General features: G+C 72.2%; 25 protein-coding genes, 1 tRNA gene and 1 riboswitch. Of the genes, 16 read left to right on the forward strand and 10 right to left on the reverse strand.

Going from position 1 to position 24,013, the window contains the following annotated elements:
• The first annotated feature begins 58 nt into the window (after positions 1–58).
• From DEI88_RS14370 to pstB, 4 genes are all read left to right on the forward strand, one after another.
• Positions 59–1,180, forward strand: a complete 1,122-nt coding sequence (locus DEI88_RS14370) for a phosphate ABC transporter substrate-binding protein PstS (protein WP_111036649.1) — start codon at positions 59–61, stop codon at positions 1,178–1,180.
• 209 nt (positions 1,181–1,389) lie between these two features.
• Positions 1,390–2,340, forward strand: coding sequence for a phosphate ABC transporter permease subunit PstC (gene pstC, locus DEI88_RS14375; RefSeq protein WP_111036131.1), 951 nt, complete (start codon positions 1,390–1,392; stop codon positions 2,338–2,340).
• A 16-nt stretch (positions 2,341–2,356) separates the two neighbouring features.
• Positions 2,357–3,436, forward strand: a complete 1,080-nt coding sequence (pstA, locus tag DEI88_RS14380; protein WP_111071815.1) for a phosphate ABC transporter permease PstA — start codon at positions 2,357–2,359, stop codon at positions 3,434–3,436.
• A gap of 50 nt (positions 3,437–3,486) precedes the next feature.
• Positions 3,487–4,266, forward strand: coding sequence for a phosphate ABC transporter ATP-binding protein PstB (gene pstB / locus DEI88_RS14385; protein ID WP_111013078.1), 780 nt, complete (start codon positions 3,487–3,489; stop codon positions 4,264–4,266).
• A 93-nt stretch (positions 4,267–4,359) separates the two neighbouring features.
• Here pstB and DEI88_RS14390 read toward each other — a convergent pair whose 3' ends face one another.
• From DEI88_RS14390 to DEI88_RS14400, 3 genes are all read right to left on the reverse strand, one after another.
• Complete coding sequence (locus tag DEI88_RS14390) at positions 4,360–5,253, reverse strand: anti-sigma factor (protein ID WP_111071816.1); 894 nt, start codon at positions 5,251–5,253, stop codon at positions 4,360–4,362.
• Positions 5,250–5,852 carry an ECF RNA polymerase sigma factor SigK gene (sigK, locus tag DEI88_RS14395; protein ID WP_111011683.1) on the reverse strand — a complete coding sequence of 201 codons (603 nt, stop codon included), beginning with the start codon at positions 5,850–5,852 and terminating at the stop codon, positions 5,250–5,252. Before sigK ends, DEI88_RS14390 begins: the two co-directional genes overlap by 4 nt.
• 611 nt (positions 5,853–6,463) lie before the next feature.
• Entirely contained in the window at positions 6,464–7,093 is a 630-nt protein-coding gene (locus tag DEI88_RS14400; RefSeq protein WP_111011682.1) for a DNA-directed RNA polymerase subunit beta, read from the reverse strand.
• A gap of 78 nt (positions 7,094–7,171) precedes the next feature.
• Here DEI88_RS14400 and DEI88_RS14405 point away from each other — a divergent pair.
• From DEI88_RS14405 to DEI88_RS14415, 3 genes are all read left to right on the forward strand, one after another.
• Positions 7,172–7,244: transfer RNA gene (locus tag DEI88_RS14405), tRNA-Lys, on the forward strand.
• A gap of 212 nt (positions 7,245–7,456) precedes the next feature.
• On the forward strand, positions 7,457–7,660 hold the full coding sequence (locus DEI88_RS14410; protein ID WP_111011681.1) for a cold-shock protein: 204 nt from the start codon (positions 7,457–7,459) through the stop codon (positions 7,658–7,660).
• A gap of 282 nt (positions 7,661–7,942) precedes the next feature.
• Positions 7,943–8,260 (forward strand): hypothetical protein, encoded by a 318-nt coding sequence (locus tag DEI88_RS14415; protein ID WP_111071817.1) that lies wholly within the window; start codon positions 7,943–7,945, stop codon positions 8,258–8,260.
• A 48-nt stretch (positions 8,261–8,308) separates the two neighbouring features.
• Here the strand turns inward: DEI88_RS14415 and DEI88_RS14420 are convergent, their stop codons facing one another.
• On the reverse strand, positions 8,309–9,244 hold the full coding sequence (locus DEI88_RS14420) for an aldose 1-epimerase family protein (RefSeq protein ID WP_111071818.1): 936 nt from the start codon (positions 9,242–9,244) through the stop codon (positions 8,309–8,311).
• Entirely contained in the window at positions 9,241–10,089 is an 849-nt protein-coding gene (locus tag DEI88_RS14425) for a DeoR/GlpR family DNA-binding transcription regulator (RefSeq protein WP_111036325.1), read from the reverse strand. The genes DEI88_RS14420 and DEI88_RS14425 overlap by 4 nt, the downstream gene beginning before the upstream one ends.
• A gap of 89 nt (positions 10,090–10,178) precedes the next feature.
• On the opposite strand from DEI88_RS14425, the gene galT reads away from it, so the two are divergent.
• Together galT and galK are read left to right on the forward strand one after the other, a co-directional pair.
• Positions 10,179–11,282, forward strand: coding sequence for a galactose-1-phosphate uridylyltransferase (gene galT / locus DEI88_RS14430; RefSeq protein WP_111011513.1), 1,104 nt, complete (start codon positions 10,179–10,181; stop codon positions 11,280–11,282).
• Positions 11,279–12,424, forward strand: coding sequence for a galactokinase (galK, locus tag DEI88_RS14435; protein ID WP_111036135.1), 1,146 nt, complete (start codon positions 11,279–11,281; stop codon positions 12,422–12,424). Before galT ends, galK begins: the two co-directional genes overlap by 4 nt.
• Before the next feature lie 134 nt (positions 12,425–12,558).
• On the opposite strand, the gene DEI88_RS14440 is transcribed toward galK, so the two are convergent.
• Positions 12,559–13,479: a bifunctional methylenetetrahydrofolate dehydrogenase/methenyltetrahydrofolate cyclohydrolase gene (locus DEI88_RS14440; protein WP_111036326.1), complete on the reverse strand. Its 921-nt coding sequence runs from the start codon at positions 13,477–13,479 to the stop codon at positions 12,559–12,561.
• 29 nt (positions 13,480–13,508) lie between these two features.
• Complete coding sequence (gene glyA, locus DEI88_RS14445; protein ID WP_284183573.1) at positions 13,509–14,807, reverse strand: serine hydroxymethyltransferase; 1,299 nt, start codon at positions 14,805–14,807, stop codon at positions 13,509–13,511.
• 35 nt (positions 14,808–14,842) lie between these two features.
• Positions 14,843–14,928: riboswitch (ZMP/ZTP riboswitch) on the reverse strand.
• Positions 14,929–15,021: 93 nt separating this feature from the next.
• Here glyA and clpS point away from each other — a divergent pair.
• The 7 genes from clpS to DEI88_RS14480 all read left to right on the forward strand — a co-directional run bounded on the left by clpS (position 15,022) and on the right by DEI88_RS14480 (position 20,381).
• Positions 15,022–15,300 carry an ATP-dependent Clp protease adapter ClpS gene (clpS, locus tag DEI88_RS14450; RefSeq protein ID WP_111011538.1) on the forward strand — a complete coding sequence of 93 codons (279 nt, stop codon included), beginning with the start codon at positions 15,022–15,024 and terminating at the stop codon, positions 15,298–15,300.
• The gene (locus DEI88_RS14455; RefSeq protein WP_111013072.1) at positions 15,297–15,785 is read left to right on the forward strand and encodes a DUF2017 family protein; all 489 of its coding nucleotides are present in this window, start codon (positions 15,297–15,299) and stop codon (positions 15,783–15,785) included. The genes clpS and DEI88_RS14455 overlap by 4 nt, the downstream gene beginning before the upstream one ends.
• A gap of 56 nt (positions 15,786–15,841) precedes the next feature.
• Positions 15,842–16,273, forward strand: coding sequence for a MarR family winged helix-turn-helix transcriptional regulator (locus DEI88_RS14460; RefSeq protein ID WP_111071819.1), 432 nt, complete (start codon positions 15,842–15,844; stop codon positions 16,271–16,273).
• A 198-nt stretch (positions 16,274–16,471) separates the two neighbouring features.
• Entirely contained in the window at positions 16,472–17,809 is a 1,338-nt protein-coding gene (locus DEI88_RS14465; protein WP_111013070.1) for an MFS transporter, read from the forward strand.
• 60 nt (positions 17,810–17,869) lie between these two features.
• Complete coding sequence (gene purU, locus DEI88_RS14470) at positions 17,870–18,727, forward strand: formyltetrahydrofolate deformylase (RefSeq protein ID WP_111013069.1); 858 nt, start codon at positions 17,870–17,872, stop codon at positions 18,725–18,727.
• A 5-nt stretch (positions 18,728–18,732) separates the two neighbouring features.
• Positions 18,733–19,221: a YrdB family protein gene (locus DEI88_RS14475; protein WP_258370141.1), complete on the forward strand. Its 489-nt coding sequence runs from the start codon at positions 18,733–18,735 to the stop codon at positions 19,219–19,221.
• Positions 19,218–20,381 carry an N-acetylglucosamine-6-phosphate deacetylase gene (locus tag DEI88_RS14480; protein ID WP_111071820.1) on the forward strand — a complete coding sequence of 388 codons (1,164 nt, stop codon included), beginning with the start codon at positions 19,218–19,220 and terminating at the stop codon, positions 20,379–20,381. Before DEI88_RS14475 ends, DEI88_RS14480 begins: the two co-directional genes overlap by 4 nt.
• Positions 20,382–20,384: 3 nt before the next feature.
• On the opposite strand, the gene DEI88_RS14485 is transcribed toward DEI88_RS14480, so the two are convergent.
• Genes DEI88_RS14485 through DEI88_RS14495 form a run of 3 tightly spaced genes read right to left on the reverse strand, consistent with a single transcriptional unit; the run spans position 20,385 to position 23,979 of the window.
• Entirely contained in the window at positions 20,385–21,341 is a 957-nt protein-coding gene (locus DEI88_RS14485) for an ROK family protein (protein ID WP_220038136.1), read from the reverse strand.
• Positions 21,338–23,059 (reverse strand): dipeptide ABC transporter ATP-binding protein, encoded by a 1,722-nt coding sequence (locus tag DEI88_RS14490; protein WP_111071821.1) that lies wholly within the window; start codon positions 23,057–23,059, stop codon positions 21,338–21,340. Before DEI88_RS14490 ends, DEI88_RS14485 begins: the two co-directional genes overlap by 4 nt.
• A complete protein-coding gene (locus DEI88_RS14495) occupies positions 23,059–23,979 on the reverse strand; it encodes an ABC transporter permease (RefSeq protein WP_111011522.1) in 921 nt (306 codons plus the stop codon). The genes DEI88_RS14490 and DEI88_RS14495 overlap by 1 nt, the downstream gene beginning before the upstream one ends.
• Between the last annotated feature and the right edge of the window lie 34 nt (positions 23,980–24,013).

The following is a 24,013-nucleotide window of genomic DNA, read 5'->3' on the forward strand; positions in this document are numbered from 1 at the left end:
CTCGCAGGTCGGCCACCCACCGGCCGCCCCTGCACCTGACATCCCCGAAGGGACCCCTGTGAACATCAAGCGAATCGGTTCGGTCGCGGCCATCGCGATCGCCGGCGCGATCGTGCTCTCCTCCTGCGCGGCGAACGAGGGCAGCGGCAGCGGCAGCTCCGCCAGCGCCTCGTCCTCCGCCTCGACGGGCGCGGACCTCTCCAGCCTCTCCGGCACCCTGAACGGCATCGGCTCGAGCGCGCAGGGGACCGCCGAGACGACCTGGATCTCGGGCTTCCAGTCGAAGGCGTCCGGCGTGACGGTCAACTACAACCCGCAGGGCTCCGGCGCGGGCCGCTCGAGCTTCATCTCCGGCGCCGCCGACTTCGCCGGCTCCGACGCAGCACTCGCCGACACCGAGCTGTCGGGCGACTTCAAGGAGTGCAAGACCGGCACCAAGGGCATCGACCTGCCGATCTACATCTCGCCGATCGCCATCGCCTACAAGGTCGACGGCGTCAAGAACCTCACGCTCGACGCCGAGACCGTCGCCGGCATCTTCAAGGGCACGATCACCAAGTGGAACGACCCGGCGATCGCCAAGCTCAACAAGAGCGCGTCGCTGCCGTCCGCCTCGATCAACGTGATCCACCGCTCGGACGACTCGGGCACGACGCAGAACTTCACCGAGTACCTCTCGGCGAACGCGTCGGACGTCTGGAACGCCGCCCCGAGCCAGACCTACCCGTACAAGGTCGGTGACGGCGCGCAGGGCACCTCGGGTGTCGCGAGCGCCATGGGTGGTGCATCGAACTCGATCACCTACATCGACGACTCCGGCGCCGGCAGCCTCTCGAAGGCCAAGCTCATGGTCGGCGGCACCGCCACCAAGATCAGCGCCGACGGCGCAGCCAAGGTCGTCGCGGACTCCGACGTCGTGTCGGGCCGCGCGAAGAACGACCTCGCGATCGACATCAACCGCAAGGACACCGCGAAGGGCGCCTGGCCGCTCGTGCTCGTCTCGTACGCCATCGCGTGCCAGCAGTACAGCGACAGCAGCAAGGCCGGCCTCGTCACGGCGTACCTGGACTACGTCGCCTCGTCGGACGCCCAGCAGGCCGCCGCGCAGCAGGCCGGCTCTGCCCCGCTGTCCTCGGACCTCGCGAGCAAGGTCCAGAAGGCCGTCGCCACCATCAAGTGACACCGTGTCAGCCCAGACGCCCGGTCACCACCCATCCGACCGGACGTCTGGGCCGGACCCGTTCACGGGTCTGACCGCGAGCGGCTCCGACCGCGAGCGGCTCCGACCGGCGCGCGGTCCACCCGACCCGCACCGTTCCTCCCGGCCCCGCAGCCACCGAGCACACCCCACCCGACGCCTCCCCCGGCGCCCTCCCCGACAGGAGCCCCATGTCCGCAGCCCCGGCACCGCAGCCGCAGGCCGTGCAGCCCCCGAAGCCGCGTGCGACCGTCCGCATCGGCGACCGCATGTTCTCCACCGCGACCGTCCTGGCCGGCGGGCTCATCCTCCTCGTCCTCGCCCTCGTCGCCCTGTTCCTCGTCTGGCAGAGCATCCCGGCGTTCTCCGCCAAGCCCGGGGACCTGCCGAACGACGCCACGGGCTTCTGGGACTACGTCGGTCCCCTCGTCTTCGGGACCGTCTGGGCGGCGCTCCTCGCGCTCGTCATGGCGACGCCGATCTCCATCGGCATCGCCCTCTTCATCTCGCACTACGCGCCGCGACGGATGGCCGCCCTGCTCGGGTACGTGATCGACCTGCTCGCCGCCGTACCGAGCGTCGTGTTCGGCCTGTGGGGCGTCCTGGTCCTGGCTCGCTTCGTGCAGCCCTTCTACGTCTTCCTCAACCACTCCCTCGGCTGGTTCCCGCTGTTCTCCGGACAGGTGTCCGGCACGGGTCGCACGATCCTGACGGCGGCGATCGTGCTCGCGGTCATGACGATCCCGATCATGACCGCGGTCATGCGCGAGATCTTCCTGCAGGCGCCGCGCCTCAACGAGGAGGCCGCCCTGGCCCTCGGCGCCACGCGCTGGGAGATGATCCGGCTGTCGGTGTTCCCGTTCGCCCGGTCCGGCATGGTCTCGGCGATCATGCTCGGCCTCGGGCGCGCGCTGGGCGAGACACTCGCGGTCGCCATCGTGCTGTCCGTGTCGAACAGCGTCACGCCGAAGGTGCTCACCTCGCTCAACCCGAGCACCATCGCCGCGAACATCGCGCTGCAGTTCAGCGAGGCGTCCGGCGTCCGGCTCAACGCGCTCGTCGCATCGGGCCTGATCCTGTTCGCCATCACCCTCGTGATCAACATCGCCGCGCGGTTCATCGTCCGCAAGCGCGTCGTCTGACGGGAAGGCCAGAACCATGACCATCGCGCTCCGCCCCGCCCGCGGCAACGTCTACGCGTCGGGCAAGCTCCCGAAGCCGTTCCCCTGGATCCTGCTCGCCGGCAGCTGGATCGCCTTCGGCCTCGTCTTCGCCCTGCTCAACGCGGGCGGTACCGTCGCGGACTTCAACGTCGTCGGCGCACTGTTCCTCGGGACCGTCCTGTTCGACGTCCTCATCGTCGTGATCTCGCGGATCGTCGAGGGTGGCCGCAAGGCGATCGACCGGCTCGTCACCTCGCTCGTCGCGACCGCGTTCATCGTCGCCGTGCTGCCGCTCGTGTCGCTGCTCTGGACCGTCATCGCCCAGGGGCTGCACCGCTTCGACGTCGAGTTCTTCACGTACTCGATGCGCAACGTCATCACCGTGGGCGGCGGCGCACTGCACGCCATCGTCGGCACCGTCGAGATCACCCTGCTCGCGACGCTCATCAGCGTGCCGATCGGGCTCCTCACCTCGATCTACCTCGTCGAGTACGGCCGCGGCTGGCTCGCCCGTGGCATCACGTTCTTCGTCGACGTCATGACCGGGATCCCCTCGATCGTCGCCGGGCTGTTCGCCTACTCGCTGTTCGCGCTCATCGTCGGGCCGGGCACCCGCACGGGCGCGATCGGGTCGGTCGCGCTGTCGGTCCTCATGATCCCCGTCGTCGTCCGGTCGACCGAGGAGGTCCTGAAGATCGTCCCGATGGACCTCCGCGAGGCCTCGTACGCCCTCGGCGTGCCGAAGTGGCTCACCATCGTCAAGGTCGTGCTGCCCACGAGCCTCGCGGGCATCACCACCGGCGTCATGCTGGCGATCGCCCGCGTCATCGGCGAGACCGCCCCCCTGCTCGTCACCGCCGGCTTCACGACGAGCATGAACTACGACCTGTTCGGCAACCCGATGATGACGCTGCCCGTGTTCGCGTACACGCAGTACTCGCAGCAGGGCGCGAACCCCGTGCCGTTCGTCGACCGCGCCTGGACCGCAGCGCTCGTGCTCATCCTCATCGTCATGCTGCTCAACCTCATCGCCCGCTTGATCGCCCGCGTCTTCGCACCCAAGATCGGTCGGTAGCCACTCCCCCGGCAACCGGCACCCGACCACCCACCCCAGAAGGAACCAGCGTGTCCAAGCGCATCGAGGTCTCCGGCCTCAACGTCTACTACAACAAGTTCAAGGCCGTCGAGGACGTCTCGATGACGATCGAGCCGCGGACGGTCACCGCCTTCATCGGCCCGTCCGGCTGTGGCAAGTCGACGTTCCTCCGCACCCTGAACCGCATGCACGAGGTCATCCCCGGCGCGACGGTGCAGGGCGAGGTCCGCATCGACGGCGACGACCTCTACGCGCCCGGCGTCGACCCGGTGCTCGTACGTCGACAGGTCGGCATGGTCTTCCAGCGCGCCAACCCGTTCCCGACGATGTCGATCAAGGACAACGTCCTCGCCGGCGTCAAGCTCAACAACAAGCGCATCAGCCGCTCGGAGTCCGACGACATCGTCGAGAAGTCCCTGCAGGGCGCGAACCTGTGGAACGAGGTCAAGGACCGCCTCGACAAGCCCGGCATGGGCCTGTCCGGTGGGCAGCAGCAGCGCCTGTGCATCGCTCGGGCGATCGCGGTACAGCCCGACGTCCTGCTCATGGACGAACCCTGCTCGGCGCTCGACCCGATCTCGACCCTGGCGATCGAGGATCTCATCGAGGAGCTGAAGCAGGACTACACGATCGTCATCGTGACGCACAACATGCAGCAGGCCTCCCGAGTCAGCGACAAGACCGCGTTCTTCAACATCGCGGGCACCGGCCAGCCCGGTCACCTCATCGAGTACGGCGAGACGGCGAACATCTTCTCGAACCCGACCGTGCAGGCCACCGAGGACTACGTCTCGGGCCGCTTCGGGTGATCCCCCCGGCCACGCGCGCCGCGGGGCAGAGCGCATGACGGGAGGCGGTGCACCAGCAGGTGCACCGCCTCCCGTCCGTCCTGGACCTGGTCGTCAGGCGCTCGTGGGTACCGCCACGATCGGCTTCGTGGTCGGCTGCTTCGAGCCCCCGGCGGGTTCGACCGTGATGCCGATGGTGTCGCCCGCCGCCTTGGCGCCGGAGAGCACCGCGCTCGTCGTGCCACCGTCGACCGAACCGACGAGTCCCGCCGGCGTGATCGAGGACCCGATGTACCAGAGTTCGTACGTCTTGCCGGCGGGCGCGGCCTTGACGCCCTTGAAGATCACGGCGGACTTGCGGAGCTGGTCGGACCACACGACCGTGGCCGTGCCTCCACCCTTGACCGTCGTCGACGCCCGCTGGAAGTCCGCGGCGGCGTAGATCTGGTCGAGCTTCGTCGAGGCCTGGACCTGCCCCTGTCCGGGTCCGGTCTCGTGCTCGGCGAGCGACTGGATCCCGAGGGTGCCGCCGGCGATCACGGCCACCGCGGCGGCGGCGGCCAGGACCACGCGAGCCGGACGCTGGTACCAGCGGACCCGCGCGGTCCCCGACGCCGTGCCGGCGGGGGCGGCGGTGACGTCCGTGACGGCCGCGTGCCGGGCCTCCCGGGCGACCGGCTGCGGCGCGACGGACTGTGCGGAGCCGGGCGCGGCGGCGGCGAGGTCACCCACGGACGAGCCGCCCTGTGCGTCATCGACCGGCAGCGCCGGGAGCTGGGGCGTCGTGGCGATCTTCGCCATGAGCGCGGCCCGGAGGTCGCGCGGCGGCTCGACCGGCTCGACCGCGTAGGCCAGCAGCAGTGCGGTCTCATGGAGCGAGTCCACCTCGGCACGCACCGGGTCGGATGCGGCCATCGCCGCGTCGACCGCAGCGCGCTCGACGGCGTCGACCGCATCGGTCGCGTAGGAACCCGTCATGAGCGCCACGTCGTCGGGTCGGACGGTCATGACCTCACCCCCATCTCGTCGCGGAGTCGGATCATCCCGTCACGGAGACGGGTCTTCACGGTGCCGATCGGGACACCGAGGATCGCGGCCATCTCGCTGTGCGAGTAGCCGCCGTAGTAGGCCATGGTGACGGCCTGGCGTTGGAACTCGGTGAGGCGGGCGAGCGCCCGGCTGACCCGCTCGTGCTCGATGCGGATCTCGACCGACTCGGTCACCGAGTCGAAGTCCGTCTCGAAGTCGCGGATGCCCACCTTCGTGTCCCGGTCACGCGAGGACTGTGCGGCCCGCACCCGGTCGACCGCGCGTCGGTGCGCCATCGTCAGGATCCAGCTCGGGGCCGAACCGCGCGCGGCGTCGAACCGGCTGGCGTTCTGCCAGACCTCGAGGAAGACCTCTTGCGTCACCTCTTCGGACTGGGCATGATCTCGGAGCAGCCGCGTGATGAGCCCCATGACGCGGCCCGAGAGCTGGTCGTACAGGGCTCCGAACGCCTCTTGATCGCCAGCGGCGACGCGTGTGAGGAGTTCGTCAGGCGACGCAACGAGTGGGGACGAGGGGGCCTCGTAGCCGTTCGTGTCGCGTTCCACGAGAGTCAGCATCGCAGGTTTTCCTCCTCACAGGGCGTCGGAGCGCAGCCGTTGTCCACGACGCGCTGGTGGTTCCGGGTACGTCGATGACGGCTGGACGGCGACGGCACCGGACCCCGTGCGACCCGCAGGGAATGGGCCGTCGGCCCGGGTCGCACGGGGTGGTTCCGGTGGTGAGCGGCCGTCCCGCCGTCACAGCAGGGATTCGGCGTCCCCCGCGGATCGGATTGGGCGGGCTTCCGGCGGGGTGCCGCGGAAGGTCCGGGGCGGCAGAAGGTCCGGGGCGGCGGACACGACAGTGCGCAGGTCGAACGACTGCGGCCCCGTCGACACCTGCGCCCGCACCCGCACCCAGGCTCCAGCGGGATCGTCGTCGACACCGGACGCCCGATGATCCGGGTCGCGGGAACGACGACGGGCCCGGCGGAGGGAACCGCCGGGCCCGTCGTGACGTGGACGCCGGACCGCAGAAACGCCTCTCGGCGCGAGGCCGCTCGGAGCGGCGAATTTTGGAGCCCGGGGTTACTGCGGCCCGACGTGGACGAGTGTAGCGAAGGCGCCCTGGCCACCGTCGGGTGTTCACGCAGAGAGGACGTGCGCGCGCCCCGGGCGCGTCGGCGCGGTCAGTCGAGGCTGTCGCGGCGCCACAACCCGGCGGCCGCAGCGAGGTCCTCGGCGAGTTCGGACAGGCGCAACGCACGACGGGTGAGCTCACTGGCTCGGTCCTCCGCCGTGAGGTCGGCGTCGTCCGCGACGCTCGTCGCTCCGGCGGCCGTCAGGCGGCAGAACGCCGCTCCGCGCTCGAGCGCGACCGCGAAGTCGCCGGTGTACAGGCCGCGGAGGATCTCGTCCGCCAGGGTGACGATCTCGGCCGGTCCGGTCGGTTGCTCCGCGCCCGCGACGGCCTGGTCGATCGTCGAGACCGCCTCGGTGCCGCGCTCGAAGAGGTACGCGACCTCGTCCGGGTTCTGCCGGATCAGGGTGCGGACGAGGTAGATCCGCCAGAGCGCACCGGGCAGGGTGTGGGCGCCGACCCGTGCCCAGAGCTCGGCGAGGGCGTCGATCCCGTGCACGTCCGTGTAGGTCACGAGGCGCTCGACGACGGCGGGGTCCGGATCGGTGCGGACGCGGTGCACCAACGCCGTCGCGGTCTCGTGCGCGACACGGTTGATGAGCGCCGGGTCGTTGCCGCCCTGGATGGCCTCGAACTCGGCGGCGGTGAACTGCACGGGTCGGTGGTAGTCGCGTGGCATCGGCGTCAGTGTAGGCGGGACCGGTGACACGGTGGTCAGGTGGGACGGCGCTCCGTCGGCCGATACGCTGGAGGGCGAGGGCCTCTAGCTCAGTCGGTAGAGCACCGGACTTTTAATCCGAGGGTCGTGGGTTCGAGCCCCACGGGGCCCACCGTCGCGAACGCGATCCGGGGCGCTCCTCCGAGTGGTGGCGGCAGCGGCGCGTGTCTCCGTCCGGGTGACGGGACCGTGACCCGCAGATGAAATACGCACATCCACCGGATCCACCGTCGCGTTGTCAGGCCGGATGCCGTAGGTTGGGCGGACAGTCGATGCGCAGAACAGACGCGTACCGCACCAGCAGAACAAGGAAACAACGCAGTCATGGCTACAGGCATCGTCAAGTGGTTCAACGCCGAGAAGGGTTTCGGCTTCATCGCTGCCGACGACGGCAGCGGCGACCTCTTCGCTCACTACTCCGCCATCCAGACGGGCGGCTACCGCTCGCTGGAGGAGAACCAGCGCGTCGAGTTCGACGTCGCGACCAGCCCGAAGGGGCTCCAGGCGGAGAACATCCGCGTCATCTGACCTCCCGGTCTCTGTTCGGAGCGCGGGTCCCTCATCGGGGCCCGCGCTTCGTCGTTCCCGCGGCGTCCGCTCGGGGCACGGTCGGCGTCCCCGCGCCTCGGGCGACGCGCCCGAGGTGGGCGCAGCGGGGTACACGCGCTCCTCAGCGCTGTCACGGCTGATCTTGTCCACTGTTCAGCTGCCGCTCAGTGGTTCGAGGGGGAGGCGCCGATAGCGTCGTTCGCGGATCCACCAGGTGGGTCCCGACACCGGCACCACCAGCAACGACGAACGGGGTACACCGTGACCGAACCCATCCACGACACGCACACCAGCACCACCGGCGGAGCGCGACGGGCGATGGCCCCGGCCACGGGGCGCCTCGCGCTCTCCGATGACCGCCTGCTCGACGAGCTCCGCCGCAACGCGCGGGTCTCGACGCGTCGTATCCGCGCGGACTTCGTCGAGGTGCACACGCCCACACGCGTGCTCGGGTACGTCAAGGGGCAGCGCAAGTCCTTCGTGGCGCTCCGCGGGGACGACCCCGCCTGGGCCGACGAGATCGGCCGCTACCCGTCCGAGTCCCTCGCGGTCGAGGCCCTCCGCATGCGCCGCGCCTGAGCCGCCCCCGCGCCCGCTCCCCCGCGTCCGCGAGCGCTACCGCTCCCGCTACCGCGACCAGACCCGGCGGATGCCCCAGCTGCCGGTCCACGCTTCGTCCGGTTCGAGCCAGCGCAGCCCCTCGCCGCTGTTGAGGGCGTTCGCGGGCGCGGTCATCGGCTCGACCGCGAGCGCGAGCCCGACACCGTCGCCGCGGGGGAACTCGCGCGAGGTGAACACCTGCACGTAGGGGAACGAGGCTTCCTGCCAGAGTTCGACGCCGTCGCCGTCGGCCGCCCGGACGGTGGTCCGTCGCACGCCCTCGGCGTCGGCGGCGACGTCCGTGTACGCGGTGTCGAGGTCGCTCTCGCCCACGACGCGGCCACCCCGGAGGTCGAACGGGGTCCCGTCGACCGGCTCGGAGCCGTCCGGCACCTTGTGCTCGTCGGTCGTGAACCGGGTCGCGGCGTCCAGGGTGACGGTGAGCTCCTCGACGGGGGCGTCCCCCGCCCGCAGGTACGGGTGGTTGCCGACGGCGAACGGCGCACGGCGATCGGACCGATTCACGATCTCGTGCGTGACGCGCAGGCCGTCGTCGACGAGTTCGTGATGCACGCGGGTCTCGAGCAGGAACGGCCACCCGTGCTGCGGGTACACCGTCGCCTCCTGCACCAGCGTCGACTCGGTCTGCTCGACGACGCGGTAGGGCGCGTAGCGCAGGAGCCCGTGGCTGGCGTTGCCGTACTTCGGCTCGGTGACGTCGAGCTGCTGGGTCGTGCCGTCGAGCTGCCACGTCGCCCCGGCGACGCGGTTCGGCCACGGGGCGAGGACGATCCCGCACGCTCCCGCGGGCATCTCGTGCGGACCGAACGACTCGGTGAGCGCGAATCCGTTCACGCTGAGCTGCCGGATGCCGGCCGCGACCTGGGTGATGTCGGCCTCGACGACACCGTCGGGTCCGGCGTGCCGCAGGTGGTACTGGCCGCCGGTGGGTGCTCCGCTCATGCGTGGTCCTCCTCGGGATCGTCCGCCACGAGCACCTGGACGCCCGCGGCACGGATGGGGGCGAGGTCGAACCCGCGCACGCCGGCGGTCACGAGGACGTCGACGCTGTCGAGGGCACCGACCACACCGATGTGGGACCGACCGAGCTTCGCCCCGTCGGCAACGACGACAGTACGCCGAGCCGCTCCGGCGAGCAGGCGCTTGACCTCGGTCTCCGGCAGGTTGACGTTCGTGACGCCGCGTTCGACCGACACGCCCGTGCAGCCGATGATCGCCAGGTCGGCGGCGATCATCGGGAGGACCGTGCCGACGAACGGGGAGACGAGCGAGTGCTGCAGGGGACGCAGCGTGCCGCCGGTCACGACGACCGTGAACCGGGGCACGGCCCGCTCGAGCACGAGCGCGTTCGTCAGGGAGTTCGTGACGACGGTGACGTCGACGAGGTCGCGGCGGGCGACGAGTTCCTCGGCGACGGCGGCGGGCGTGGTGCCGACGTCGAGCACGACGCACTCCCCCGACCGGACGAGGGCAGCGGCGGCCCGGCCGATCGCCCGCTTCGCGGCGGCGTGCTCGACCGCGGTCTCCTCGTAGGGGCGTTCGTCGCGCCCGGGCTGCGCCGGGCGCAGGGCACCACCGTGCACACGTCGGATCCGGCCGGCGGCATCGAGGGTCGCGAGGTCGGCGCGGACGGTCACCGCACTGGTCCCCACGGCGGCGGCGAGGTCGGCGGTCCGGACGAGGCCCGGTGCCTCCTCGATGAGTTCGACGATGCGGTCGTGGCGCAGGACGGCCGGCAGCGCGCTCGGCTCCGCCGCGTCGGGGTCCCGCTGCGACAGGTCGGTCATCACACCAGTTTCGTCTGCTTCCGTTCCGTTTCGCAATCCTTCGTCCGGGAGTAGGGTTGCCCGGTGTCCACCGATGGGAAGGAACACCAGTGAGCGGGATCACCAAGCGGGCGACGACCCTCGCGGACGGTCGTGACCTCATCTACTTCGACGACGCGGACACGCAGCTGCCCGCCGAGCGTCGCATCGACGAGCGCGTGCTCGACCCCCGTCCCGCCACGGCGCACATGCGGCAGGACGTCCTGACGGGCGAGTGGGTGTCGATCGCCTCGGCTCGACAGAACCGCGCCTTCCTGCCGCCGGCCAACCTCGACCCGCTCGCGCCCCAGACGGACGAGAACCCGTCGGAGATCCCGAGCCGGTACGACGTCGCCGTCTTCGAGAACAAGTCACCCTCGTTCGGTCCCGACCTCGAGGCCGACGACGCGCCACCGTCGGTGGCCGCGCTGTCCGAGGTCGGCCTCAACCGCACGTACCGGTCCGTCGGGCGCTGCGAGGTCGTCTGCTTCAGCCCGGAGACGAGCGGCTCGTTCGCGTCGATCACCGAGTCCCGCGCCCGGACCGTCGTCGAGGCGTGGGCCGACCGCACGGCCGCACTGTCCGCCATGCCGGGCATCGAGCAGGTGTTCCCGTTCGAGAACCGCGGCGAGGCGATCGGGGTCACGCTGCACCACCCCCACGGGCAGATCTACGCCTACCCGTACGTGACACCGCGCACGCAGCGCCTCCTGGCGTCGATCGAGCGCTTCGGACCGGACCTGTTCGAGCAGCACCTGGCGAACGAGCGGGCGTCGGACCGGGTGGTCCTCGCGGGCGAGCACTTCACGGCGTTCGTGCCCTTCGCCGCTCGATGGCCGCTCGAGATCCACATGCTGCCGCACCGGCACGTCCCCGACTTCGCCGGCCTCACCGACGCCGAGAAGGACGAGCTCGCGCACATGCACCTGCGCCTGACACGGGCCCTCGACGCCCTCTACGACTCCCCCACGCCCTACATCGCGGCGTGGCACCAGGCGCCGGTGTCGATCGGCCGCGACGCCGTCCGGTTGATGCTGCAGATCACGTCGCCCCGGCGTGCGGAGACGAAGCTCAAGTACCTGGCCGGCAGCGAGGCCGCGATGGGCGCCTGGATCGGCGACGTCGTGCCCGAGGCCCAGGCCGAGTTCATCCGAGGAGGGATCGAACGCGTATGACCACCGACTTCCAGAGCGTCTTCGGCGCGGAGCCGACCACGCGGTACTCGGCACCGGGCCGGGTGAACCTGATCGGCGAGCACACCGACTACAACGACGGGTACGTCCTGCCGTTCGCGATCGACCGCCGCACCGTCGCCGACATCCGCGTGCGCGACGACCGGCTGCTCCGCGTCGCGTCGTCGTTCGACCCGGAGGGCGGCGTGCAGGAGCGCTCACTCGACGCGCTCGACCCTGCCGACATGGACGGCTGGTCGGCGTACGTGTTCGGGATCGCCTGGGCCCTGCAGGACCGGGGGGCGGACCTGTCCGGCGCGACAGGGCTCGACGTCTTCATCCACTCCGAGGTCCCGGTCGGGGCGGGGTTGTCGTCGAGCGCCGCGATCGAGTGCGGCGTCGCGCTGGCGTTCGACGAGCTGTGGGGCCTCGGCCTCGACCGGCAGGAGCTCGCGCGCGTCGGGCAGTGGGCCGAGAACAAGGCGGTCGGGGCACCCACGGGCATCATGGACCAATCGGCGTCGCTGCTCGGCCGCCAGGACGCGGCCGTGTTCCTCGACTGTCGATCGCTCGAGGCAGAGGTCGTCGACCTCGGCTTCGACGCCGCGGGGCTCGAGCTGCTCGTCATCGACACGCACGTCCAGCACGCCCACGCCACCGGGGGCTACGCCGCACGTCGGGCGTCCTGCGAGCGGGGGGCCTCGGTGATGGGCGTGTCCGCGCTCCGCGACCTGTCCGTCGACGACCTCCCCCGCGCGCAGGAGCTCCTCGATGACGAGACCTTCCGCCGCGTCCGGCACGTCGTCACCGAGGACCAGCGTGTCCTCGACACCGTCCGCACGCTGCGCGAGCAGGGTCCACGCGCGATCGGCGACCTGCTCGTCGCGTCGCACGCGTCGATGCGCGACGACTTCGAGATCTCGGTCGCCGAACTCGACCTCGCGGTGGAGACCGCGCTCGAGCACGGCGCCGTCGGTGCCCGCATGACGGGGGGCGGGTTCGGTGGCGCCGCCATCGCGCTCGTCGACCGGGAGGCCCGGGACACGATCGCGGACGCGGTCACCGCCGCCTTCGCCGCGGCCGGGCACACGGCGCCCACCGTGTTCACCGTGCACGCCGACGAGGGTGCCCGGCACGACGCGTAGCGCCGGCGGTCGGGACGACGCTCCCACGGCGCCGACCAGCAGCGAGATCGAACCGCGTGATGCCGCTCGAACACGGGGATCCCGGTGTTCGAACGGCATCGGCGTGTTCGACGCCGACGGCCGGCGCGGCGAGCTCAGTGCCGGTGGCGCTCGGCGGCCTCGACGACGTTCTTCATGAGCATCGCCCGGGTCATCGGCCCGACGCCGCCCGGCACCGGCGACAGGAACCCGGCCACGGACGCCACGGCGGGGTCGACGTCGCCACGGAGCTTCGCCCGACCCGTCTCGGGGTCGACGACGCGGGTGATCCCGACGTCGATGACCGCCGCACCAGGGCGCACCCAGTCGGGCTGCACCAGACCCGCGACACCAGCGGCCGCGACGACGATGTCCGCCCGTCGGGTCTCCGCCGCGACGTCGGACGTGAGCGAGTGCGTCAGCGTGGCCGTCGCCTCGAGCCGGGTGAGGAGGAGCCCGAGGGGTCGTCCGACGGTCAGCCCCTGCCCGATGATCGTGACGTGCTGTCCTCGGATCGGGACGTCGTACGCGCGGAGCATCTCGACGATGGCGCGCGGCGTGCACGGGAGCGGCGCGTCGATCGTCCCCGCGCCTCCCGGCACCGCGAGCACGAGCTCACCGAGGTTCGTCGGGTGGAGGCCGTCGGCGTCCTTGTGCGGGTCCATGAGCTCGAGCATCGGCGTCGGGTCGATGCCCTCGGGCAGCGGGAGCTGCACGATGAACGCGGTGACCGCGGGGTCGTCGTTCATCTGCAGGATCGCCGCGCGGATGTCGGCCGCCGACGCCGTCGCGGGCAGGTCGATCCGCACCGACTCGATGCCGATCTCGGCCGAGTCACGGTGCTTGCCGGCCACGTAGGACAGCGAACCGGGGTTCTCGCCCACCAGGATCGTCCCGAGTCCGGGGCGCACGCCGTGCTCGTGCAGTCGTGCCACGCGGGTCCGGAGTTCGCCCCGAACGCGAGCGGCCAACGCGGCGCCGTCGACCCGGATCGCCGTGCCGTCGGCGTCGAAGCGGTCGCGCGGGAGCGGCGGCAGCTCGTGCTCCGCCGCCGTGCCGGTGTCGCTCACGCGTACAGCGGGAACGCGGCGGTCAGGGCCTTCACCCGGGCCGAGAGCGCGGCGATGTCCGGCTCCGGCATGAGCGTGGCCGCGATGACGTCCGCGACCTCGGTGAACTCCGCGTCGCCGAACCCGCGGGTGGCGAGGGCGGGCGTGCCGATCCGGACGCCCGAGGTCACCATCGGCGGCCGCGGGTCGAACGGCACGCTGTTGCGGTTCACGGTGATGCCGACCTCGTGGAGGAGGTCCTCGGCCTGCTTGCCGTCGACCTCGGACGCGCGCAGGTCGACGAGCACGAGGTGCACGTCGGTCCCGCCGGTCAGGACGTCGATGCCCGCTGCCTTGGCGTCGGGCTGCGTCAGGCGCTCGGCGAGGATCTTGGCGCCGCGGACGGTGCGCTCCTGGCGGTCCTTGAACTCGGGCTCGGCCGCGAGCTTGAACGCCGTGGCCTTCGCCGCGATGACGTGCATGAGCGGCCCGCCCTGCTGCCCGGGGAACACGGCCGAGTTGAGCTTCTTGAACAGCGATTCGTCGTTCGACAGGATCACGCCCGACCGCGGCCCGGCGAGGGTCTTGTGGACGGTCGAGGACACGACGTGCGCGTGCGGCAGCGGCGACGGGTGGAGGCCCGCGGCGACGAGCCCGGCGAAGTGCGCCATGTCGACCCAGAGCTTGGCGTCGACCTCGTCGGCGATCGCCCGGAACGTCGCGAAGTCGAGCTGCCGCGGGTACGCCGACCACCCGGCGATGATGACCTTCGGCCGGTGCTCGAGCGCCTTCGCGCGGATGTCGTCGTAGTCGACCTCGAAGGTCTCCGGGTCGACGCCGTAGGCCACGGCGTTGTAGAGCCGCCCCGAGAAGTTGAGCTTCATGCCGTGGGTGAGGTGCCCGCCGTGCGCGAGCTCGAGCCCGAGGATGGTGTCCCCGGCGGAGGCGAGCGCGTGCAGCACGGCCGCGTTCGCCTGGGCGCCGGAGTGCGGCTGGACGTTCGCGTACGCGGCGCCGAACAGTGCCTTCGCCCGGTCGATCGCCAGCTGCTCGGCGATGTCGACGAACTCGCATCCGCCGTAGTAGCGCTTGCCCGGGTAGCCCTCGGCGTACTTGTTCGTCAGGACGGAGCCCTGCGACTCGAGCACCGCGCGGGGCACGAAGTTCTCGGACGCGATCATCTCGAGGTAATCGCGCTGGCGCCCGAGCTCGAGCTCGAGGACCCGGGCGATCTCCGGGTCGACCTCGGCGAGCGGGGCGTTGAAGGTGGACGGCAGGCGGTCGGACGTGGCGGCGCTGGGCTCGGAGATGGACACGGTGGCTCCTCGTGGTCGTTCACGGAACGGTCGGGTCTCGTGGCCCAGGCGTACGGCCGCGATCCGTGTCTGTTGCCGCTCCCCGATGGTGACCCATCCAACGCCAGTCGCGACAGCAGGGATCGTACCAAGGCAGGCCTCCCGGGCGCGAGGGCCGAGCCTGCACGAGCAGTGGGCGAAGCGACCGGGCGCGTGCGACCCTGGAGGGGTGACGATGCTCGAGCCCGACCTGGACGTCCGGGAGCGCACGCGCTCGGACGCGCCCTGGGTCGCGGTCGTGTGGGACGATCCGGTCAACCTCATGTCGTACGTGACGTACGTGTTCCAGACCTACTTCGGCTTCCCGCGACAGAAGGCCGAACGGCTCATGCGACAGGTGAACGACGAGGGCAGGGCGGTCGTCGCGCGCGGTCTGCGCGAGGAGATGGAGCGCCACGTCGAGGCCATGCACGGGTTCGGTCTGCAGGCGACGGTCGGCAGGGACGCCACGTGATCCCGTTCGTCCGACGTCGCGACGGCGTGCATCTGACGCTGTCGCGGGGCGAGCGCAGCGTGCTCGAGAGCCTGACGGCGCAGCTCATGCAGATCCTGCAGGGGGACCTGGCCGGTGATCCGGTCGCGCTGCGGCTGTTCCCCGTCGCGTACCCGGACGACCCCGAGGCGTCCGCGGAGTTCCGCCGCTACACGATCGTCGACCTGCAGACGCAGAAGGCCGAGAACGCCCGCATCGTGCACGACTGGTTGACCGGCCGCGCGTCGGGACCCTTCGACCGGGAGGCCGAACAGGCGTGGCTCCGCTGCCTCACCGACCTGCGGCTCACCGTCGCGGAGCGGCTCGGGATCACCGACCACGACCCGGACGACCCCGACGCCGATCCGGACGGTGTCGGGAGCGAGATCGGACTCCGCGACGTCTACGACTGGCTCGGCTACGTGCAGGAACACCTCGTCGTCACCCTGCAGGGGCACGGGGACTGAGCCCCACAATGGAAGCCTGCCTTGCAAGGCTGGCTTCCCAGGCGTAGCGTCGTCGCGTGACCGAGCGCAGCGCATCCGACATCGACCTCGCCGAGGCGCTCATCGCCGTGCACGGCCGGTTCCGTCGCACGCTCCTCGTCGCCAAGACCGACGAGATCTCGCCGACCCAGTCCGCCGTGATCGGCCGCCTGCTCCGCGACGGCCCGCAGACCACTGCGGACCTCGCCCGCGCCGAGGGCGTGCGCCCGCAGTCGATGGGTGCCACGATCGCGGGTCTCGTCGAACTCGGTCTCGCCGTCCGTGAGCCGCATCCCACGGATGGCCGGCGAGCGCTCGTCCAGCTCACCACCGCCGGCCGGGAGGCCCGCGCCGGTTCCCACGCGAGCCGCACGCGCCTCGTCGCGGACCGGCTCGCGGGCCTCCCGGCCGAGGACCGCGCCGCCGTCGAGCGCGCGGTCGACGTGCTCGGGTCGCTCGTCGACCCCTGACGCCGGCGCCGCACCGCGCTCACGCCCTGGCTCCACCGCCACCCCGCCCGCTCGCTCCCCGCACCTCCAGCTCGCCGTACCTCCCGCTCGCCGCACCGACCGAAAGCCGCCGTCACGTCCGCGTCCACCGCATCCGTCCCCACCACCGGCCCCGCACGGCAGCGCCACCCCGGTTTCGGCCCGAAGCTCCTCGTCCCGGTGCTCGTCGGGCCGCTCCTCAACCCGATCAACACCACGATGGTGTCCGTCGCGCTCGCGCCGATCTCCCGCGACCTGGGCATCGGGTCCGCGCAGGCGATCTGGCTCGTCGCGGCGCTGTACCTCGCGAGCGCCGTCGCCCAGCCGTCGATGGGGAAGCTCGCTGACCGGTTCGGGCCGAAGAAGGTGTTCCTCACGGGGCTCGTCATCGTCGGCGTCGCCGGGTTCGTGCCCGAGTTCCTCACCGGGTTCGGGGGCGCCGTCACCGCTCGCGTGCTCATCGGCATCGGGACCTCGTCCGCCTACCCGGCCGCCCTGACCACACTCCGCCAGCAGTCCGAGCGCATCGGCAAGCCGACCCCGCCGCTCGTGCTCGGCGCGCTCTCGATCACGTCCCTGGTCTCCGCGGCCGCCGGGCCACCGCTCGGGGGCGCACTCATCGCCGCCTTCGGGTGGCACGCGATCTTCCTCGTCAACGTGCCCCTCGCCGCCTTCGGGTTCGTCGTCGCGGGGCTGTGGCTGCCGTCCGACGCGTCGCGGCCCCGCCACGACGACGGGGTGCCGGTGCTCACCGCGCTCGACCCCGCCGGCATGCTCCTCATGACCGGGACCGTGTCCGCGCTGCTCGTGTTCCTGCTCGACCTGTCCGACGGCCTCTGGTGGCTGCTCGGGGTCGCCGTCGCGCTGCTCGTGGCGCTCGTGCTCCGCGAGCTCCGGGCCGTCAAGCCGTTCATCGACGTACGGCTCCTCGCCACGAACCGCGCGCTGAGCCGCACCTACGTCCGGTTGTTCCTCGTGTACATGGTCGCGTACACGATGACGTACGGGTTCTCGCAGTGGGTGCAGGACGTCGCCGGCTACTCGAGCGACCAGGCCGGGTACATCCAGCTGCCCTCCGCCGTGATCGCCGGCGTCGTGTCGTTCCTCGTGGCGCGACGGACCCGCGTCCGGACGCCACTCGTGATCGCAGCCACGGTCCCGGTCGTCGGCGGGCTGCTGCTCCTCGGCCTCCACGCCGGCAGCCCGGTCTGGCTCATCGCCCTCGTGCCGACCATGTTCGGGGTGCCGCAGGGGCTCGCGTCGGTCTCGAACCAGGCGGCGCTGTACCGGCAGGTGCCCTCGTCGTACATCGGCACCGCGGCGGGTCTGTCCCGGACGAGCGTGTACATCGGGGCGATCGCGGCGTCGTCCCTCATCGGCGGTGTCTTCGGCGAGCGCCCCACCACGCCGGACCTGCACCTGCTCGGATGGGTGATCGTCGGCGTCGCACTGCTGCTGTCCGCACTGACGATCCTCGACCGGGCACTGCGGCGGGCGGATCGCAGCGCCGCGGGCTGACCCGGAGCGGACGTGCGCCGCGCCTCCCGGGCCGTCCGCTCGCCCCGATACGCTGAGCGGGTGACCGACCCGACCCACTGGACACTCACCCTCGTCTGCCAGGACCGCCCCGGGATCGTCCACGCGGTGAGCGGCGCCGTCGTCGCGGCCGAGGGGAACATCACCGAGTCGCAGCAGTTCTCGAGCGAGGACACGAACACGTTCTTCATGCGGCTGCAGGTGCTCGCACCCGTCTCGCGCGCGGCGTTCGAGGCCGCGCTCGCCCCCGTGGTCGAGCGGTACGACATGACCGTGCAGCTCGACGTCGTCGGGCGCCCCCTGCGCACGCTCGTGCTCGTGTCGAAGGCCGGGCACTGCATGAACGACCTGCTGTACCGGCAGCGGAACGGGCAGCTCCCGATCGAGGTGCCCCTGGTGCTGTCGAACCACCCGGACCTCGGCGAGCTCGCCGCGTTCTACTCCGTGCCGTTCGAGCACCGCGCGGTCGTCGACGACGCCAGCAAGCGTGCCATGGAGGCGCGGGTCCTCCAGGCCGTCGAGGAGCACGACATCGAGCTCGTCGTGCTCGCCCGCTACATGCAGATCCTCTCGCCCGAGCTGTGCGCGGCGCTCGCCGGCCGTGCGGTCAACATCCACCACTCGTTCCTGCCCGGGTTCAAGGGCGCCAACCCGTACCGGCAGGCCCACGCGCGGGGCGTCAAGCTCATCGGGGCGACGGCGCACTTCGTGACGAGCGACCTCGACGAGGGGCCGATCATCGAGCAGAACGTCGTCCGGGTCGACCACTCCCGCACGCCGCAGCAGCTCGTGTCCATCGGACAGGACGAGGAGTCGCGCACGCTGACCCAGGCCGTCCGCTGGATCGCCGAGGACCGCGTGCTCCTCGACGGCGGTTCCCGCACGATCATCTTCCGGTGAGCGACATGTCGAACCCGCCGCAGTCCCCCGTCGACTGGGAGGACGTCCCACCGCCCGCAGCCGGCGCGGGCCACGCCGCCCCCGCTCCAGGCCGCGCCGCACCCGCCGTGGGCCGCACGTCGGCGGCGGGGGCTCCCCGAGCCTCCCGGCCGCGCCCCCGCGTCGACGTCTGGACGGTCGTCCGGGTGGCCGTCATGGTGTTCGGCCTGTTCTCGCTCGCGTACTGGGGCTACATCTCGTGGGCCTTCCCGAGCCCCGCCGTCGTGTTCATGGTCGGCGCGCCGGTGTTCGCCGCACTCGTGTGGTTCTTCTTCCGCTCGCCGCGGTCCCCGATCCCGACGGACGCGGTCGGCAAGACGATCGTCGAGGTCGCGCTCATCGTCGCCGCGGGCGGCGCCTGGCTCTCCATCGGCCGGCCGTGGGTCGGACTCGTGTTCATCGTCGTCGCCGCGGTGTCGGGCATCGTCGTCGGTCGCCGGGAGACCGCACCGTGACCGGCGGGGAGGCCCGGACCACGCTCCTCCGCGCCGCTCGCGCGGTCGACGTGTCCGGGATCGTCGAGGACCCGTGGCTGCTGCTCGACGGCGACACGATCCGAGCGACGGGCAGCGGGCCGGACGCCCCCGCAGCGGAGGAGGTCGTCGACCTCGGCACGGCCACGATCACGCCCGGGTTCGTCGACCTCCACGGGCACGGTGGGGGCGGCGGCGCCTACGACCACCCGGACCAGATCCCGACGGGACTCGCCGTCCACCGTGCACACGGCACGACACGGTCGGTGATCAGCCTCGTGGCGAACCCGGTGCCGGTCCTCGTCGACCACCTCACCGCGATCCGCGCGCTCGCCGCCCGGGACCCACTCGTGCTCGGCGCGCACCTCGAGGGACCGTTCCTGTCGCCCGACAACCGCGGCGCACACCACCCCGCGTACCTGGTCCCCCCGGAGCCGGACGCCGTCGCCGCGCTGCTCACCGCGGGCGAGGGGGTCCTGCGCCAGATCACGATCGCGCCGGAACTGCCCGGCGCCGAGCGGGCGATCCCCGCCGTCGTGGAGGCCGGGGTCGTCGCCGCGGTCGGGCACACCACGGCGGACCACGGAACCGCGCAGCGGGCCTTCGACCTCGGTGCCTCGATGCTCACCCACGCCTTCAACGCCATGCCGGGGATCCACCACCGTGCCCCCGGGCCGATCTCGGCCGCGATCGCCGACGACCGCGTGACGCTCGAGCTCATCCTCGACGGCGTCCACGTCGCGCCGGCGGTCGCGCGGATCCTGCTCCGCGCCGCCCCCGGCCGTGTCGCCCTGATCACCGACGCGATGGCGGCCGCCGGCTCCCCCGACGGCGACTACATGCTCGGCGACCTGGGGGTGCGGGTGACCGACGGCGTCGCGCACGTGGCCGGCTCGGACACCATCGCCGGCTCGACGTTGACGCAGGACGCGGCCCTCCGCATCGCGCTGACGCAGACCGACGTGTCGCTCGTCGACGCCGTCGCGGCGCTCACGGCCGTCCCCGCGGGTGCCATCGGCGAGGGGCGCCTGGGCCGACTGGCACCCGGGTACGCGGCCGACGTCGTCGCGTTCCGCGGGGACTGGACCGTCGCGGGGGTGTGGGCTGCGGGGGTGCCGGTGGCCGGGGCCTCCGCCGACTGACGGTCAGCCGGCCAGGAGTGCCCGGGCACGCGACGCCGCACCGAGCGCCACCGCGTCGCTGCCCAGCCGGGCCCGCTCGACCCGGACGACGGCACCGCTGACGGGGGGTTCGGCCTCGAGCGCCCGGCGCATCGGCGGCTCGAGCAACGCCCACGCGGCGGACACCCCGCCGCCGATGACGACGGTCCGGACGTCGAGGATCCCCGCGGTCAGGAGGATCGCCCGCGCGAGCCCCCACCCGGCGGCGTCGAACACCGCACGGGCGTCGGCGTCGCCGGCCTCGGCAGCGGCGGCGACCTCGTGCGCGTGGCGGGTCCGGCCCGTGCGCTCGGCGTAGCGCGCGCTGATGCTCCGCGCGGACGCCAGGGTCTCGAGGTGCCCGCGCTGCCCGCAGGTGCACCGGGCGTCGCCGAACCCCGGGACGTGACCGATCTCGCCGGCGGCACCACCGGGCCCGTCGTACAGCTCGCCCGCCAGGATGAGGGCGCCGCCGACCCCGGTGCCGAGTGTCATGCCGAGCACGTCGCGCTCCCCCGCCACGGCGCCGGCCGAGACCTCGCCGCGGAGGAACGCGTTCACGTCGTTGTCGAGGGTCGCCGGGACGCCGAGCGCGGCCTCGATCGCTGCGGTCACCCCGAAGCCGGCCCAGCCGGTGAACGAGTCGCCGGTCACGAGCACGGTGCCGCTCGCCGCGTCGACGACACCGGCCGCGCCCACCCCGACGCCGATGAGCGTGCCGTGCTGCCGCGAGAGCAAGGCGCCCACCGCCGCGACCGCCGCGCGGACGATCGCAGCGCCGCCGTCGTGCGCCGGTGTCGGGACGTCGGTCCGGTCGAGCACCACGAGCTCCTCGGTGCACAGCAGCACCTTCGTGTTCGTGCCGCCGACGTCGATCCCGGCGAGCAGGCGACGTGGCGCATCGGTCGGGAGGGCCGGGGCCGCGGTGTCCGTGCGGCTCACGCGCGTTCCCCCGGGACCGGTCCTCCGGAGCCGGCGGCGAGCGCCGCCTGTCGCTCCGACCGTCGGCGGCGCTGGAGCACGGGGTCCGGGACCGGCACGGCCGCGAGGAGCCGGCGCGTGTAGTCGGTCTCGGGGTGCAGCAGCGTCCGGCCGGTGGGGCCCTGCTCCTCGATCCGCCCGCCGCGCATGACGACGACCCGTGCGGCGAAGTGCTGCACGACGGCGAGGTCGTGCGACACGAACAGGCACGCGAACCCGAGGTCGTGCTGCAGGTCGGTGATGACCTCGAGCACGGCCTCCTGCACGCTGACGTCGAGGGCACTCGTCGGTTCGTCGGCCACGAGGAGCTTCGGCCCGAGCACGAGGGCCCGGGCGAGACTGACGCGTTGCCGTTGCCCTCCCGAGAGCTCGCGCGGCGCGCGTCCGGCCAGGGCACGGGGCAGCCGGACGGCGTCCAGGGCCTCGGCGACGAGGCGGTCCCGTTCGGCACCACCCATGCCCCGGCGGTGGACGCGGAGCGGCTCGGCGATGCACTCGCCGACCGCCATCCGGGCGTCGAGCGACGCGACCGGGTCCTGGAGGACCACCCCGATCCCGCCCTGGAGGGCCCGTCGTGCACGCCCTCGCGTCCGGCGGAGGTCCTGGCCGAAGAGCGCGACGGTCCCGGAGGTGGGCAGCACGAGACCGAGCGCCACGCGCGCCGCGGTCGACTTGCCCGACCCGGACTCGCCGACGAGGCCCACGGTCTCCCCCGCGTGCACGCGGATGTCGACCCCGGCGAGGGCCTGCACGGCGCGGCGGCCACGACCGAAGGCGACCCCGACGTCCCGCAGGTCGACCACCGGAGGCGTGCCGTCCCTCCCGACCGTCGACGCGTCGTCCGGGACGGGCGCGGGCCGGTCCGGATCCGCCACGAGGAGCCGCGGCACGGCGGCGAGGAGCCGCTTCGTGTACTCGTGCTCCGGTCGGAGGAGGACGTCCTCGACGCTGCCGGTCTCGACGATCTCGCCGTGGAGCATGACGGCGACGCGGTCGGCGAAGTCGGCGACGACACCCATGTTGTGCGTGACGAGCAGCACCCCGGTGCCGGTGTCGACGGCGAGGCGGCGGAGGAGTTCCAGGATCTCGGCCTGGACGGTCACGTCGAGTGCGGTGGTCGGTTCGTCGGCGATGAGGAGCCGCGGTTCGTTCGCGATGGCCATCGCGATGACGACGCGCTGCCGCTGGCCGCCCGACAACTGGAACGGGAACGCGGAGGCGCGCTGCTCGGGGTCGGGGATGCCGACGCGGCGGAGCAGGTCGACGGCCTCGCGAGCGGCGTCGGCCGCCGTGACCTGCCGGTGGTTGCGGATCACCTCGGCGATCTGGGCGCCGATCCGGGTGAGCGGGTCGAGTGCGGTCGCGGGTTCCTGGAAGACCATCGACACCGTCCGGCCACGGAGTGCCGCGAGCGACGGCTCGGACGCGCCGACGACGTCGGTCCCGCCGACCGCGGCTCGGCCGCTCGGCGTGGCGTTCGGGGCGAGCAGGCCCATCGCGGCGAGCGCGATCGTGGACTTGCCCGATCCGGACTCGCCGACGAGAGCGAGCGTCTCGCCGGGCCGGACCTGGAGGGACACCCCGCGCACCGCGGGCACGGCGCCGGTCTCGGTGGCGAAGGTGACGTCGAGGTCCTCGACGTCGAGGATCGGCACGGTCGTCTGGGTGGTCGTCGGCATCAGCCGCGTCCTCTCGCGTCGAAGGCGTCCCGGAGCCCGTCGCCGATCGCGTTGAACGCGCAGACGACGAGGATCACGGCGAGGCCGGGCGGCAGGATGAGCCACCACCGGCCCGAGTACGCGGCGGTGAGGCCCGCCGAGAGCATGCCACCCCAGTCGGTCGCGGGTGGCTGCACGCCGAGGCCGAGGTAGGACACGTAGGCGACGAGGAGGATCGCGTCGGCCACCTGGAACGTCGCGGCGACGACGATCGTCGACACGGAGTTCGGGAGCACGTGACGCATGACGGCGCGGGCGTGCGTGCCGCCGATCGCCCGGAGTGTCAGGACGTAGTCGCGGTTCTTGAGCGTCAGGGTCTCGGCTCGGATGAGGCGCGACGGCACGAGCCACGACACGAGGCCGAGGATCACGATGAGCCCGAGGACGTCCGGCGTCGAGATCGCCGAGATGACGAGCAGGATGAACAGCGCGGGGATGGCGATGCCGGCGTCGACGACGCGCATCATGACCGCGTCGACCCATCCGCCCGCGTACCCGGCGATCGCACCCCAGAGCGTGCCGATGACCGTGGCGAGCAGCCCCGCGGCGAGACCGACGAGGAGCGACACGGTCCCGCCGTACATCAGGCGACCGAGCTCGTCGTGGCCGACGGCGTCGGTGCCGAGCAGGTGTGCGCCGCCGGGCCGGAGGTTCGCCTGCGACAGCGTGGTGTGCGTCTGGTCGGTCGGGTACACGAGTGGGCCCACGAAGCAGAACAGCACGAACAGGACGACCACGACGAGGCCGACGACCGCGAGCCGGTTGCGGAGGAACCGGCGCAGCGCGATCCGGAAGCCGGTGGCACCGACGACCTCGACGGCGGGCCCGGCGGCGGAGTCCGGGCTCAGTGGCGTCTGCCCGGGTTGGAGGACGGCGCTCATGCGGGACCTGCCTTGCTTCGGGGGTTCGGGGACC

It is taken from the genome of Curtobacterium sp. MCBD17_003 (assembly GCF_003234885.2).
In the GTDB taxonomy this organism is placed as follows: domain Bacteria; phylum Actinomycetota; class Actinomycetes; order Actinomycetales; family Microbacteriaceae; genus Curtobacterium.